This window comes from Gemmatimonadaceae bacterium (genome assembly GCA_035633115.1).
In the GTDB taxonomy this organism is placed as follows: domain Bacteria; phylum Gemmatimonadota; class Gemmatimonadetes; order Gemmatimonadales; family Gemmatimonadaceae; genus UBA4720.
In genome coordinates, this window is sequence record DASQFN010000112.1 from 159,334 (window position 1) to 173,200 (window position 13,867).

At 60.5% G+C, this 13,867-nt stretch carries 18 protein-coding genes; 10 read left to right on the forward strand and 8 right to left on the reverse strand.

All coding sequences use genetic code 11. From position 1 onward, the window contains the following. Nucleotides 1-51: 51 nt before the first annotated feature. The 3 genes from VES88_16455 to VES88_16465 all read right to left on the reverse strand — a co-directional run bounded on the left by VES88_16455 (nucleotide 52) and on the right by VES88_16465 (nucleotide 2,729). Complete coding sequence (locus VES88_16455) at nucleotides 52-1,155, reverse strand: hypothetical protein (GenBank protein HYN83073.1); 1,104 nt, start codon at nucleotides 1,153-1,155, stop codon at nucleotides 52-54. A gap of 453 nt (nucleotides 1,156-1,608) precedes the next feature. Then, on the reverse strand, nucleotides 1,609-2,508 hold the full coding sequence (locus VES88_16460) for a hypothetical protein (protein ID HYN83074.1): 900 nt from the start codon (nucleotides 2,506-2,508) through the stop codon (nucleotides 1,609-1,611). A 53-nt stretch (nucleotides 2,509-2,561) separates the two neighbouring features. Continuing rightward, nucleotides 2,562-2,729 carry a hypothetical protein gene (locus VES88_16465; protein ID HYN83075.1) on the reverse strand — a complete coding sequence of 56 codons (168 nt, stop codon included), beginning with the start codon at nucleotides 2,727-2,729 and terminating at the stop codon, nucleotides 2,562-2,564. Nucleotides 2,730-2,886: 157 nt separating this feature from the next. On the opposite strand from VES88_16465, the gene VES88_16470 reads away from it, so the two are divergent. From VES88_16470 to VES88_16485, 4 genes are all read left to right on the forward strand, one after another. Further along, complete coding sequence (locus VES88_16470; protein ID HYN83076.1) at nucleotides 2,887-5,109, forward strand: carboxypeptidase-like regulatory domain-containing protein; 2,223 nt, start codon at nucleotides 2,887-2,889, stop codon at nucleotides 5,107-5,109. 330 nt (nucleotides 5,110-5,439) lie between these two features. Further along, the gene (locus VES88_16475) at nucleotides 5,440-5,700 is read left to right on the forward strand and encodes a hypothetical protein (protein ID HYN83077.1); all 261 of its coding nucleotides are present in this window, start codon (nucleotides 5,440-5,442) and stop codon (nucleotides 5,698-5,700) included. A 176-nt stretch (nucleotides 5,701-5,876) separates the two neighbouring features. Continuing rightward, complete coding sequence (locus VES88_16480; protein HYN83078.1) at nucleotides 5,877-6,044, forward strand: hypothetical protein; 168 nt, start codon at nucleotides 5,877-5,879, stop codon at nucleotides 6,042-6,044. A 411-nt stretch (nucleotides 6,045-6,455) separates the two neighbouring features. After that, nucleotides 6,456-6,860 (forward strand): hypothetical protein, encoded by a 405-nt coding sequence (locus tag VES88_16485; protein HYN83079.1) that lies wholly within the window; start codon nucleotides 6,456-6,458, stop codon nucleotides 6,858-6,860. A 295-nt stretch (nucleotides 6,861-7,155) separates the two neighbouring features. On the opposite strand, the gene VES88_16490 is transcribed toward VES88_16485, so the two are convergent. After that, a complete protein-coding gene (locus tag VES88_16490) occupies nucleotides 7,156-7,623 on the reverse strand; it encodes a hypothetical protein (protein ID HYN83080.1) in 468 nt (155 codons plus the stop codon). A 391-nt stretch (nucleotides 7,624-8,014) separates the two neighbouring features. Continuing rightward, nucleotides 8,015-8,899 carry a PIN domain-containing protein gene (locus VES88_16495; protein ID HYN83081.1) on the reverse strand — a complete coding sequence of 295 codons (885 nt, stop codon included), beginning with the start codon at nucleotides 8,897-8,899 and terminating at the stop codon, nucleotides 8,015-8,017. 386 nt (nucleotides 8,900-9,285) lie between these two features. Between VES88_16495 and VES88_16500 the strand changes: the two genes are divergently transcribed. Next, nucleotides 9,286-10,413 carry a hypothetical protein gene (locus VES88_16500; GenBank protein HYN83082.1) on the forward strand — a complete coding sequence of 376 codons (1,128 nt, stop codon included), beginning with the start codon at nucleotides 9,286-9,288 and terminating at the stop codon, nucleotides 10,411-10,413. 271 nt (nucleotides 10,414-10,684) lie between these two features. Here VES88_16500 and VES88_16505 read toward each other — a convergent pair whose 3' ends face one another. The 3 genes from VES88_16505 to VES88_16515 form a co-directional block, all read right to left on the reverse strand. Next, nucleotides 10,685-10,912, reverse strand: coding sequence for a helix-turn-helix transcriptional regulator (locus VES88_16505; protein HYN83083.1), 228 nt, complete (start codon nucleotides 10,910-10,912; stop codon nucleotides 10,685-10,687). Next, nucleotides 10,909-11,115: a hypothetical protein gene (locus tag VES88_16510; protein HYN83084.1), complete on the reverse strand. Its 207-nt coding sequence runs from the start codon at nucleotides 11,113-11,115 to the stop codon at nucleotides 10,909-10,911. Before VES88_16510 ends, VES88_16505 begins: the two co-directional genes overlap by 4 nt. A gap of 193 nt (nucleotides 11,116-11,308) precedes the next feature. Further along, entirely contained in the window at nucleotides 11,309-11,530 is a 222-nt protein-coding gene (locus tag VES88_16515; GenBank protein HYN83085.1) for a helix-turn-helix transcriptional regulator, read from the reverse strand. 129 nt (nucleotides 11,531-11,659) lie between these two features. On the opposite strand from VES88_16515, the gene VES88_16520 reads away from it, so the two are divergent. The 5 genes from VES88_16520 to VES88_16540 form a co-directional block, all read left to right on the forward strand. Then, nucleotides 11,660-12,013 carry a hypothetical protein gene (locus VES88_16520; protein HYN83086.1) on the forward strand — a complete coding sequence of 118 codons (354 nt, stop codon included), beginning with the start codon at nucleotides 11,660-11,662 and terminating at the stop codon, nucleotides 12,011-12,013. A 379-nt stretch (nucleotides 12,014-12,392) separates the two neighbouring features. Further along, a complete protein-coding gene (locus VES88_16525; protein HYN83087.1) occupies nucleotides 12,393-12,596 on the forward strand; it encodes a hypothetical protein in 204 nt (67 codons plus the stop codon). 75 nt (nucleotides 12,597-12,671) lie between these two features. After that, a complete protein-coding gene (locus VES88_16530; protein HYN83088.1) occupies nucleotides 12,672-12,887 on the forward strand; it encodes a hypothetical protein in 216 nt (71 codons plus the stop codon). Nucleotides 12,888-12,919: 32 nt separating this feature from the next. Beyond that, complete coding sequence (locus VES88_16535) at nucleotides 12,920-13,600, forward strand: alpha/beta hydrolase (GenBank protein HYN83089.1); 681 nt, start codon at nucleotides 12,920-12,922, stop codon at nucleotides 13,598-13,600. Nucleotides 13,601-13,644: 44 nt separating this feature from the next. Then, nucleotides 13,645-13,867, forward strand: a 223-nt coding sequence (locus VES88_16540) for a hypothetical protein (protein HYN83090.1), incomplete at its 3' end; no start/stop codon positions are given.

Consider the following 13,867-nt stretch of genomic DNA (forward strand, 5'->3'; position numbering starts at 1 on the left):
TTCACCGCGATGGCGCCCAGCCATGAGGGGCCAGCCGCCCAGCGCAGGGCTCTACGCCTCCTCGGGGGCCGGCGGCGCCGGCTCAAACGGATCGAACTCCCCCGCATCGAGCCGCTTCTGGCGCCTCGCCGCTTCCAGACGAAGGTTGAGATTCTCCAGCTGCAGCTTCTCCAGCTCCAAGCGCGTCTTCGCTTCGCGCTCGCAGTCGCACGAGCAGCAGTGCGCGAGCTCCGCCTCGTACAGCAGGCCGTCGGTCGGCAGCGCGATCTCGACCTCCGGATCGTGCGGGGCGCCGACATCGATCTTGACCAGGTGCTTCTTCACGATCCCCTGGATCTCGGGCGGTGCGGCGCCCAGATCCACCCACCGGTCTCCGATCTGCAGCTCGATCGCGACAATCCGAGTCGTCAGCTTGTAGACTTCGAAGACGCGCCGGATGAAGTACGTGACGGCTCTGCAGTCGTTGTCGTTGCGAAGCGTCCTCGCCGTCGAGTGCAGGCTCTCCTGGTCCTCGAACGTGCTGACGACGATCGAGCGCTCGCTCTCCACAGCTAGTGAACTGGTCTCGGCGACGTGGCTGAATTGCTCGCTGACGCTCGCAACGTCGAAATACGCGGCCGTGTTGAAGCTCGCCGAGGCGGATGCGCTACCCCCGAAGCTACCGATGAGGGGCAGGTCGATCCCGCCGCCCCCGCCTGCCGACGCGCTGCTGGTAGTGGAAACGGACCCTCCCGCGTCGGTCTTGGTGCTCGAGTAGGCATCCTGCACGCGCTGGGTGAGCGTGTAGAACGACGTCCGCACGCTGAAACGATTGGTCACTGCGGTGGACCTTCTGTACCGATCGTACTCGTAAATGCGGACCTCTTCCTTGGGAAGCAGGGTCAAGCTGTGGACGATGGGCCCCTGCTTCCGGCCGGCGAGGCACAGCGAATGCTCGTATCGAATGCGGATGAGAAGGCGCTCCAGGCGCGCTGTGGCGATTACCTGCTTGTCGAGCGGAACGACGCCATACCGGAACTCATACATCTTGAAGCAGTGCTGCCAGGAGAGCCATGGCACCGGCTCAGGGCCAATGCATTCCTTTCCCCCGCAATCACACTCGGGGACGAGGTACGGTTCTTGTGGCGCCGACGTCGAATCAGGTTCCGGTGCCATCTGATGCCTCCTAGGTTTCGTTGACAAACGTGATGGAAAATTCTTTTTCACAGGGCCCGAAGAGACGAATGAAATAAAGCATCTGAATTTTCCCACTATATGACAGTGGTCGAGGCCCGCAATGCCGGTTTTATATCACTGAGTGCTGTTTCTGTATCGTCCCCGACCTTTAGGGGCCGCGTTCCTTGCTTCCTGAAACGCTAAGCGCGACGCTGGTCCGGTTTCCTGAGAAGGGGAGATACGTCCAGGGCTGCTGTTCAGGGATGCATGACGATTCAAGGGAGCTATCCTTTCGGGCACTGCGATGGGCGATGGGCGCACCCATGTCGCATTCGTGAAGCGGCTGACCTGGGCTGGTCATGACTTCCTGAGCGCACCGAGGAATGAAACGCTGTGGAAGTGCGCGAGGGACTTACCGGCATCTGATGTCCGAGCTTAGTCGGCGCCGCGCGACTACCGCCGCAGCCGATCTAGCCGCACGCGATTGCTGACGCCGACGAGGTCCTGACCCGACGTTGCGGTGACCGCGCTCAAAGTCACCGATGTGATCGGCAGAAGCGCACGAACGGTGTACCTTACTGTGGCCGTTCCATTCGGCTCCAGCGTGTCCAGCCGGTGTGACCAGACCAACCGCCGGTCGTTCTCCTTGCCGTTCACCAACGTGAACTCCGCACCCTCGCCCGCGAAGTCCCCCGGGTCGAAGTCGTCGTGCAAGACGACGCTACTGGCGGTGGCGCTGCCGACGTTGCGCACAACGAGAGTGACGGTCACCGGTCCGACCCTGTCGACGACGGTCGGCACCATCGACTTTTGGATCTCGAGCGCCACACGACCCGTGGTATAGGCGATGTTCACACGCGTCAAGTACGCCCGCTTCCGCGCGAGGCGGTATCCGATCCGCCCGCTCGTGGTGTCACGGACCATCGGCGTCTTCGCGCGAAGGAACGACGCGCCCGGCGGCAGCAGGAAGAGGACGTTAACCTCCTCAGGGGGAAGCGATGCGGGAAGCGACATCAGCTCTGGAAACAGCTCGAACGCGGCGGTTTGCGCGCCGGCGCGCGAGCCAGTGCGCTCGACTCGCACGGGCACGACGACGCGGTTCGTGTCGCGGGACTGGACGGAAATCCGCTCCGGAGGTGCGCCGCGGAAGCCGGCGGAGATCGCCTGGGTCGCCGCGGAGTCGTTGCGTAGCACTAGGGTGAGCCGCGTCATCGCTGCCGTGTCGGCTAAGTCGACTATCCCGGCGACCTGCTTCACGTGAACAGGGCCCTGATACAGACGCAACCCGGACATCTCGCGCATACCATGGACTGGCTGGGCGTGACCGACCGGCGCGACCGCCACGGTGAGCATCAGCGCCACGCTTAAGCCGCTTAACGGGCGCACAGCACGCATTCTGCCGGCGTTCATGGTGACGTGTCCTTGTAGTAGACGTTGAAGCTCCATGCGTTCCCGTCGTCCTTCGCGCCGGGGTAATTGTCGACGTTGTTGACGAGGAAGTCGTGATTGGCGCCGATCGCTCCACGTGGACCAGCGCCGCTTTGACGGCCGCAGTGAACTTGCGGTTTTTGCATCACTAATAGGGTGATACAAAAACCGCACACCGTGATATAAAACCGGCATTGTGGTCTGCTACGTTCTTCCTATTATCGAGGAGAAAGTGGCACTTAAACTAGATCGTGCTTCGCTGAGACTTTACCCAGCCGCCCGACAGTACCACATGGAGGTCACATGGCGCGCATCACAATTCCTCTCGATGCATCGGGCATAGAGGGTCTCGACCCAAAACGACAGATCAAGGTCCTCCTCGCTTCGGGCGGCAAGCCGCTCGCTTCCGAAACCGTCACGCTCGACAAGAAGGCGTCGGCGCAAGTCTCGTTCGACGTCAAGGAAAACGCCCGCGGTCTCCGCGTGTTTGTGGGGCCGTACGACGCAACCGACGATGAACTCCTCGGCCTGCAGACGATCGCGGTTGATGTCCCTCTCCGCCGATGGTTGGGGAGGGACGAGCTCGTCATTCCCACCATCCGCATCACCCCATACTATTGGTTCTGGTGGCTGCGATGGTGCAGGGCCTTCACGATCCACGGACGCGTGCTCTGTCCCGACGGCAACGCTGTTCCCGGGGCCGTCGTCTGTGCGTACGACGTGGACGCGTGGTGGTGGTGGTGGAGCCGGCAGCTGGTGGGCTGCGCCACGACTGACGCGAGCGGTTCGTTCACCCTGACATTCAAATGGTGCTGCGGGTGGTGGCCATGGTGGTGGTGGCGGCTCCGCCGATGGTACGTCGAACCGACGCTCGCTGGACACATTCTCGGCGCCCTGCAGCGGGAGCCGCGCTTCCCGAAGATACCGCTTTCCGATCCGCAGCCCGATCTCGCTCTATTCGAAAAACTGATCGGTGACCAACCTGTCCTTCGGTCGGCGGGGCGGTCTATCGTGGCCGCGTCGGAAAAACGCTCCGCTGTCGGAAACGTCGCCGCAGTCGCTGCGGAGCGCGTCGTGTCACGCGCTCGTCAGGCAGTCGCCTCGGTGGATCCAGCTCGCCTCGAAGGGTTGCGGGAACGGCTGCTCGCGCGGTTGCCTAACATCCCGGCGCTCCAGTCGATTCACCTCTGGCCATGGTGGCCGTGGCAGCCGTGGTGGGATTGCACCCCCGACATCGTGTTCCGTGCCACGCAGACCTGCGGAGGCCAGTCGCGCGTAATCGTAGACGAGGGGTGGTTCTCGGCCCGCTGGAACATCCCGCAAATGTTCAACGTGACGCTCACCGCGTCCGACGACGCGTGCTGCGTAGCGACGAATGGCTGCCTTGAGGGCGAATGCTTGTCGCTCGCCAAGGTCTGCAACGTCGACGAAGACGAGGTTGGGGGGAATCCGGGTGCCGATCCGGCGCCCGTAGGGTACGCATTCCCGAACGTGATCTCGAACGGAGGCGATGCGCCATTCGGCGGCGTGGTCGACATCCGTGGTACCGTGCAATGCCTCAGCGGCATCGACTACTACGAGATCGAGTTCACGACGGACTCAGGGGGCACCTGGCAGGTAGTACCACCTGAGGCGCTTGGGACGTTCGTACGCGAGTACTGGGATTTCACCCTCGCCACCGATGTCGACGTCCCATTCAGCGCGCAAGTGCCGATCGGTGGACACCACGTCTACGAAACGATCGAGCACTACGAGGCGACGCACACGCCTGCGGACTGGGGTGGCAGCAAGGTGTGGCTCGGAACGAACATCGACATGGTGTTCCCATGGGTCACCGAGCCGGCTTTCGGCGACGGCACCTATGGTCTACAGGTCGTCGGGTATGACGAGGCGGGCGGGGTGCTCTCGAATCGACGGGTCCTCCCGGTGTGCGATACGCAGACGCCGGCCGGCATCATCGTCACCATCGATAACCAGTCGACCTTCCCCGCCCCCGGGCCAGCGGACAATCCGTGCGGCCCAGGCACCACGCATACCTGTACGAACGAACCGATGACCGATATCCTAGACGCTCGCATCGTACACACAGGGGGGGGTGGCTCAGAGGTGATTGGTCCCTGTGGCGACGTCAAGATCAAACCCGGCGACACTCTCGAGGTTGACTTCGTTGCGTACGATGCGCAGGGCCACTTGGCCTCATACAGTCTGGAAGCCACGTTCGGGGAGAACTTGTCACGCGACCTCATCGGCCTGGGTGGCGTGATGACGCCGCTGTTGGGTGGTCCGGTGCCGGCAGCGACACAGGTGGGGCCCGACTATGCGACGGCACGAATGCTTCCGCAGAACGCCACGGCGCCGACGTGGACCGGCGGTGCCATCCGGCTGTCGATCTCGGCCGACGTGGCCTTCCAGGAGAGCTGCTGCTACCAGTTGGAGCTCCGGGCATATAAGCGTACCATCGTAAATTGCAGCGCGAACAACGCGCACCGCAACCTGAGCGAACGGAGCTTCCAGGTGTCCGTGTGACGAGAGCCATGCGGTGAGTGGGGCGCTGCTGGTCGCCGGGATCTTGGCGACGTGGCGCCTAACACACCTGATCGTGGCGGAGGATGGGCCGTGGAACGTGGTGGCCCGCCTCCGCCGCATCGCGGGGTCGGGATTCATCGGACAAATGATGGACTGCTTCAACTGCTCGAGCCTCTGGGTGGCGTTGCCGATCGCGGTTTGGTTGGGCGACGATTGGATCGTTCGGGTTGTCTTCTGGCCCGCGCTATCGGGCGGCGCCATTTTGCTCGAACGCGCGTTCCCGGCAGGTCCCCCAGCGGGACAAAGACCATCTAAATAGGAGAAAGGGACATGTGCTGTGGGAGTAACCGCGCGGCGGCACGTGCCGCAGCCATCGCCGCGAGCGCCGGGACCAAGGCATCCGTCGGCGCCGCTGCGGCGTCGGCGACATCTGTGATCATGTTCGAATACGTGGGGACCGGCGAGGCGGCGATCCGTGGGCCGGTCAGCGACCAGGTGTATCGGTTCGGCGGCCCGGGCGACCGGCTGCGGGTGGATCCGCGCGACCGACCAGGATTGGCCGCGCTGGCATCGCTACGGTGGGTACGATAAAGCGCGGCAGCCACCGCGACGACGGGCGATTAGCGACAGAGAATCAATCGGCCTCCACGCAGGATGCTGGTTTCGCGCAGTTTGGTGGTCAGACTGTCGCATATGGAGACCAACCTATGTCAACGACTACTGCTGCAGTTCCTGTTACTCGCTCTATCATCTAGGTGGGGATGGATGTGCACAACGAGTCCTTCACTCTGGCCGTCCTCCCAGCGAACGCCAAGATGCCGACGCGTGTCGACCGCTTCCCGAACGATCTTCGCTTGGCGGCAGCGGAAGCGGCTGCCGCGGGACCGGTGAAGGTCGTTGCCAGATTGTCGTTAATGGTGAATGATTGTCCCTGACTCTGGATCAGGAGAGTCCTAGTTCGAGCCTAGGAGGGGCAACTGATAACGCCGCAACCGTTTATGTTGCGGCGTTTGTCGCTCTCAATGGCTTTGTGGAGCGTCCGGGTCACACTCGGGGAACACGACGCTTCGAATTAGACCGCTACGACCCCTTTGCAACACCCTCTGAGTGTCCCGATGGTTGAGGTTGGGAACTAGGGAATTATGGGAGAAATGGGAAGGTCCTCAGCTCTGTATCCATCGTTATTACCGGACTTATCCCCGGAGTTTTGATGGCCACTCAGCGTCGAACCGGTTACATCGTAACCTCTCCTTCAACCATCAGCCTGAGAAGAACCGCGGAACGTGGCTTGCGCGATCGCACTCAAACGTGAACGTTCTTGACGGTTCCCTTTCAGCGTTGGCTAAATGCGAAAGCTTTGGATGCGATTCACACTGGCCGTGGTCGTGGCGTTCAGCACGATGTGCGGGCCGGGTGAGGCTGTGGTCCAGAAGGGCGACATGTCGCGGACGGGGGGATCGCCGACCATCCGTCGTGCGTATGCGCTACCGTCAGATGATCCGGCAACCTCAAACGATGAAACGAACGACCAGCCATCGGGCTATTTCGGGACCGTAACCGTAACGGTGACAAGCGGCAGCAGCGGGAATACCTACACGGTCGATGCCGACATGGATGGGCAGGAGCTGCAGAGAATCTATTTTCCGAAAGGGGGCTGGGTAGACTTCCCCGACTGTGAGCTCGAGGAGGACCTGACGGGCGATTGCGAGGATGAAGAAGGACGGTCATGGACATTTGAAGGAGAAGCCTAAAAACCGGTCGATTCGGCGGCTTTCCCCGACGCGCGAATCCGGGGAGGAGGCCAAGGCGGAACTACCGGAGGCTTGGGACCGCGCGAGGTATTGGGTTTGACATCCACTCCCGCAAACCCTCGCCGCACGATCCGGCTCCAACTCCGCCGCCGTCACGAGATGCCAGCTACCAGAGCGTAGAGGCGCGCCTCCGGGAGGTCTATGAGCTGTATCAGAAAAGGCTCACCACTCACGAGGACTTCCGAGCGCAAAAAGCAGAGCATAATCAACGAGGTGTGATGGCTCCGCTCCGTCCTCAATAGCGGGGACATTCTTCGATCTGCCAGCGGAGGATCCTGAAGCGTTCGGATAAGGACATGTCGCTTTTCTCGTACAGCATCTCCGCGATCTCTGTTGCGGCATTCAGCGCCTCACCTCCCGGGACCGCGTGGCCAAGGAGGTTCCCTTTCACAGTGTCAACGAAACCATTAAAGGTGGGAAAGTCCTTAGTCCTTAAGGCGTGCCCGATCTCGGCACATATGCTTTCCTGGATGACGTTCTCTGCAAACGCGTAGCGTTTACGCCACTGGGCGAGCTTGACCCGATCGATCGATTCCTGGACAATTTGCGCTACTGGAACAGGAGCTTTCGGAACCGGGGGAATGTGACCGGTTCCTTCAGCCTTTCTCGCCGCGTCCTTTAGGATCTTCCCTATTACCTTTGTCGCCCTTGCGGCGTTCTGAGCCGCGCTCTCGCAACTCAGCTGCGCGACAAGAATCAGCATTACGGCCGGCCGTAGCCGCCCGATCGCGTTCATTCCTGCGTTTTCTCGACGGCCGCTCGGTCAAGGTCGTTGAGTTCCGTCTCGGGGCACCTGCAGTGAGCGTTGCCGCCGTAATGGAACCAGCAGTTAGCGCCGCCGCCGAGAGGCTTTCCCCACTCACTCATCGCGACGATCTGCCGGGTAGTACCCACTTCTCGCAATTCCGACTCGTTTCTATGGCTTCCACGTTCACTCTCCCTTGTGTTGAGTATTGCTCGATCTCTTCCGCCGTCATGCTCTCGAGGATGCGGTGCCGTAGATCCTGCGCGCGATGAGCCGGGCCGTAGATCATGCAATAACACTTGCTACGGGTAATCAGTTTCACGCCCGTCGTGCCCGGGGCGTAGATCGTTTACTTAGCCGGTGGAGGCTCAACAAAAGGTAGCCGGGCGAATTCAGCTTTGTTTTGCAGGTTGATGTCCGCAGTAACGAGCAAGACTGCACTGCGCGGACGCGCGTGCATTATCTCAAAACATGCCGCGATAATGCGATCATCATCATTGTTGCGATCAAGCCACGGTAAGGTTTCCGCGAAAGTCGGCTCCGTAGCAAGCGACTGAATTACACTGACCCCGCTTGACAGCGGTACCCCATCAATGAGCTTCCCCCGATCCTTATAGCCTTTGATACGGCGGATAAGCCCCGACGCCTTCTCGCGTAGCGACTCGTTTTTATGCTCAACCTTATGTCGATCTAAATCAGCAAGCACCGTTGGAATCAGCAGAATCGTAAACGGCCTTGAGGAATCAAAACGCCACGTTTCCAACTGCGGATTCGCGTACAATGCGTTGGTATCCGGCACATACAGCAGGTCGTTTGGGGTGGGATCGTAGAGGGAGTTGAGGACTTCGAGAATATTATCGCGCGCAAGGCGCGCAGCTGTAGCGGTCTCCGTGATGTTCTTGGACCACGTGCATCCGTCCTGTTGAATCAATCGATCAAATGTCTCCTTAGCCTCGTCCACTCGCTTTCGGTCGGTTACGGGGAGCGAACGCGTAAGCAGATCCAACAGCGGATACAGATGCCCTCGCTCGCGGAGGAGCTTTGATTGCAATTGGCGCCCTGGCAAGGGCAGGCCTTCGAACGCATGGTTGCCGTTCACATTAAAGAAAACGAGTCCCGGGCTAGACGTGCGGGCAAGGTAAAGGCTGCTGAATTCTGTCAGGAGTCGCTCGACATTCGCGGTGAATTCGCAAAGTTCAGCTTCGACGTTCGCGGCGACAGATAACGCAGTCATCGGCCTGTAGGCTGATGAGCATGCTTCCGGTTGTATCGCTCTATAGCGCGGTCTATCGCTTCTTCCGCTGAAGCTCCATTCGAGGCCGGGTAGTAGATGGGCGGCTTTCCCGGTCCATTTGTGCGGCAGAAATGGACCATGTACTGCTCGCCGTTTGTGTGAAGGGTCAGTTTGTGTGTTGCGAGGAAGCGGAAGCGATCTGCATCAGACGGCACACCGGAGAATTTACTACCAATCCCTCGGGGTCGGCTCTCTGTGGTCGCTTCGCTGCGGCTGATCGCCTGACGCGTAGATTCGGGGGAATGGGAAAAGTCAGAGAGCAGCTACGCGCGGTCGGGACAAGCATCCGAGGTCATCGAACATGGACGGCTATCGGCGTGCTAGCCGTGGCGTTTGTCCTCGAACTGGTGGCGGGTACCTGGCTGACCAATTCCGTTTGGCCACCCGTCTCGCAGAACCTTCGTTGGTTGATGGCGCAGCGGGTCGGCTTTTTCGGTTTACTGCTGGTTGGCTTGCTAGCCGTGATGATCTTGAGCGCGTTCATCGAAAACAGCCCGACGGTCGCTAGGCTCCGTGAAAGGCGCAAGAACCTACGACCGCGCCCTCTGTCGCCAAGCGAGTATGAGGACGTTCAGCGCGTGCGCGAGCTGTCGAGGGATGACAACGTCTTTTTGGCCTCTACCAATCTCGCGTCCTTGAATGAACAGGCTGCCAGTTACTTTGCCGGTCGCGGCAACCCCTTCACTATTTTCGCTTACGAGCCGGCCAAAAAGCTGCGCGATGCCACAAAGGCGGTTGACGATGCGCTAGACAGAACGCCTCCAAGCCTCTCCGAAATTCAGGAAGCACTCCGAACTTTCCGGAACGAATACGCCCGTGGCGTGGCCGTTCTGAATCGCGTCCGGTATGTCGAGCCTACCTTCCCTGCGGAAGAGCATGAAGCAAAAGGTTATGAGGAGTGGCGAAAGGCTCATCCCGCCGTCGCCGGAGCTTACCAGACACTAATCAAGCGGGCGGCCTTTGAGGGCGACACGATCGGGTGGTTGTCGGCTAATTCGGAGGAGATTGGTTTCTCATCCGACCCCGATTTCCGAGCGGGTGTGCGTAGTTCACGTATCAGGGTCGTCTACGAAAAACTCGCGCTACTTACTGACGACGAGCAACGCTTTCTCGACCTTTTTAGCGTAGATACATTGCCCATGAAACGGGGCGAGTCCGACACTTATCTAGACCACGCAGTTTACCAGGCCGGTAAGGCGCTGGTTACCAAGCAGGTTCTGAACTCGGTTACCGTCCGCCCCTACGTGGAGAAGTTTTGTCTGTCGGAAGAAGCGTGTAGGGCGTGGACGCGTGAACCTCGATGGATCCAGCAGTGCATTGAGATTCCCCTGGCAGTTGTGAAAGGAACTCTCGCTAGCGGCAGCGGCGCCAGCAACGCCTCATTCACGCCCCCGCACATCAGGCCGTCAGCACCGAATATCGACGCGCCTCCTTTCGGAAAATCCTCTTCATGACATCGCGGAAACGCTCAGCAGCGCATCCAGCGTTTCCGATACTCATAGCCCGAAACGGGCTGCCTTTAGGCGGCCAGCAGGTCTGCGAGTCCGCGTATCTCAGCTGCGATGTGTAAGACCTCGCCCTGAATCTCCCCGCTCATCGCGTATCGAGTCGGTAGCGCCTCCATGAAGGCAGCTGTCGCGCAGAGTTGTTCCGGCAAGAAGCTCGGCAAGCTGGCCTCGAGAGCGCAGACGAAGCAGGGCTGCGACTGCTCGTGGACCGGGCAACTCATTTGCGCCGACGCTTCGCGGAATCCCGCTCTAGTAGTTCTCCCGGCTCAACAGACAGCACGTCGCAGAGTGCTTCGAGCATACCGGCGTCGAAGTTCTGGACACGACCATTGAGCTTCACAAGCCGATAGGCCGCTGACATGGAGATTCGCCCGCTCGATCGCTTCGAGAGCGCATAGGGCGAAAGTCCCGCCTCCTTCAACATCTCGGGCAACCGGAGCCTCAACCGATGTTGCTCAGCACGGTTCCTATCACGAACGCTACAATAGCGGCGCCGATAACATGTATTCGCTTTTTGAGGCCGAAGATACCATACGTGCCCGTGATCACTCCTGCAGCGAACATCACGTATCCAAGTTGAGCGAGAGCGTAACCGATCTGTGTAGTTGCCGTCGCCGGAGTATTGGAGATCCGAACGAAAGCGATCATTGGGACAAGAAGCGAGAGGGCGCTCCAGACCGGAATGCGCTGAGCTCGTTTAGACCATGACGCGCCCACTAGCGAAGCAACAGTTGGCCAGCACGAGCCGCATGCTCTAGTGCAGTGCGCGCAGATTCCCGGCAAGCACCGTGAGCGGCGTTGATGTCGCGGATAGTTTCGGTCAGCACCGCAATCCCGCTGGTCACTTCCTCCGTCCCTTCGGCTCACGCTGAATCAGATCCCCAACCTCGACGTTGAGCGCGGTCGCAAGCCTATCGAGGGTTGCGAGCGATACCTGGGCTGTGACGTTCCGGCACATGCGGCTGATCGTGGCGAAGCTCACGCCAGACACGCGGGAAAGCTCGCTCTGGCTTGTACCCTTGGCGTCGATAACCTCCTGCAGCCGAAACCTCGCGGGGCTCATTCCTACCGCTCAGGCATGAACATCATACCAATATGGCAGGATTCTGCTACCGCACAAGTGATATTGCACAAAAGCCTTGCGGTACCCTAGCACAAGTGATATAGTGCGGTACACCTTTAAGGAGCGACAATGCAGACAATGGAGCGAACCACTGGGCGTGAAATCGACGTGGCTGTCACTGAATGGGATCCAGAAAACCCGTCACTCGATCCAGCGGAGCACGTCAATCCGCCGGCCGTTCCGTTGCTTCGAACCGTGACGGCAAACCGTGACGGTGTGAAGGTCTATCTTGGTGAAGTTGCCGACCGTGCGGGCGACATGTCAGAGCTTCACATTGGCATCTACACGTCGCCGGGCTACGATGGGTCGGGCTACGGCGCTCCAGCGCTCGAAGGAACCCTGAAGATCGAGCAGATCGAAGCGATGATCGAGCTCCTTCAATCGTGCCGCCTGAAGGCGGAAGCGGTCTTTATTCCGCGGTGAGCGTGAGGGGGGTATCGTGAAACGGGATCGCCAGCCCTGAACGAAAACCTCCAAGGCACCAAACCCGCTCGGTCTGTATGACGGGCGGGTTTTTCGTGGGCAACGCCCTTCAAGGATGGCGGCACACGGACAGTCAGTACGACGATGATCTACACCCACGTTCTGAACCGCGGTGGGTTAGGCGTCCGGAGTCCGGCGGACCGCCTGGGCGGTGAATAGCAGATATTACGACGAGTCTTGCCGCGTTGGCAGAGTCAGGGGTAGTATCCTGTGCAGGTGAATAAAGAGTTGGGCCGACAAGACCAGTAGCCTCTCAACAAGGTCGGACTATGCCGGGGATAACAACGCAGTGTCTGCGCCCGCAAGCCGAGGCGGTGACTTGGAGCGCATTGTGTCGTTCTGGTCCGACGACGCGATAGTCTATCCTCCTGGGGCGCCGGTCCTGGAAGGCAAATGGGCGATTCGGAACTTCGTCGCCGGCCGCCTCAAGACGTCGGCTTCAGTGTCTCGTGGGAACCGATCGACGTTGTCGTACCCGCTGGAAGCATCGGACAACGGGAAGCAATCGTGTCACCTATTCTGACGGTGGTGGGAACCTAGTCACCGTACAATCCCAGCCAAATCTCAGATCGCGGCTATCGTCCTGAAAGGAGTACCCATGAAGCGGCAGTTGCTGATCGTCGTACTCGCGCTGGCCCTTCCGTGCCTCGCCGTTGCCCAGACGACCACCGCGCCGCCCGCGAAGGCCGCCACCGCGTCCCAACCGACGGTCGCGCCGGTCCTATACGGCTCGAACCCGGCTGCCGGCAAGACCTTCGTCCACGACGGCGTGACCCTGTACTACGAGGTGTACGGCAGGGCGAACCGCTCCTGATCATCCACGGCAACGGCGGCAGCATCGGCACCATGGCCGCCCAGATCGCGTTCTTCCGCCCGCGCTACCGCGTGATCGCGATGGACAGCCGCGATCACGGAAAGTCGGGCGACAGCCCCGGCAAGATCACCTATGAGAAGATGACCGACGACCTTGCGGCGCTCCTCGATCACCTGAAGACGGGGCCGGTGGATGTGCTCGGCTGGAGCGACGGAGGCATCGAGGCGCTGCTGCTCGGCATCCGGCATCCCGCGAAGGTGAAGAAGATTGCGGCCATGGCGGCCAACCTGAACCCGAGCACGGATGCCGTCTACCCGGAAACGTGGGCGATGGCGAGGTCGATGATCGACGCCATCCCGGCAGCGGAGAAGGGCACGCCCCAGGGCCGGCGCGCGGTCAAGGTGACATCGATGATGTTCGAGGAGCCGAACATCGCCCCGTCGGCGCTCCAGGCGATTACCGCTCCCACGCTCGTGCTCGCGGGCGACCACGATCTGATCCGCGACGAGCACACGCTCGACATCTTCCATCACGTGCCGAACAGTCAGCTCGCCATTTTCCCGAACGCCACGCACATGGTGCCGTACGACGACTCCGCGCTCTTCAACGCGACAGTGGAGCGCTTCTTCCGGGCGCCGTTCGTCAAGAAGGACCGGATCAAGGACTTCCTCGCGTCCTACGAATCGCTGACGGCGTCGTTGCAGAAGAAGTAAGCGGCGATTCGGTATGAATACGCGACGGATCCCGAAATTCACAGATGCTGCCCAACAACCAAATGGAGCCGACGCGGTCGCAGGTCAGCAGGATGATGTCGCCTCGCCGCGCGGCTCATTTGGCGCGTTATATGGCGGTACTTGGGTGTGTCCTAAGCGATGTCCAATGGACACAAACGCCGCTGTTGGTCCAGTTTAACATCCAGCCACAAGGAGGGGGGCAAAATGGCAAGAAAGAAGACTTCTACCAAAGCGCGAAAGGGGAAT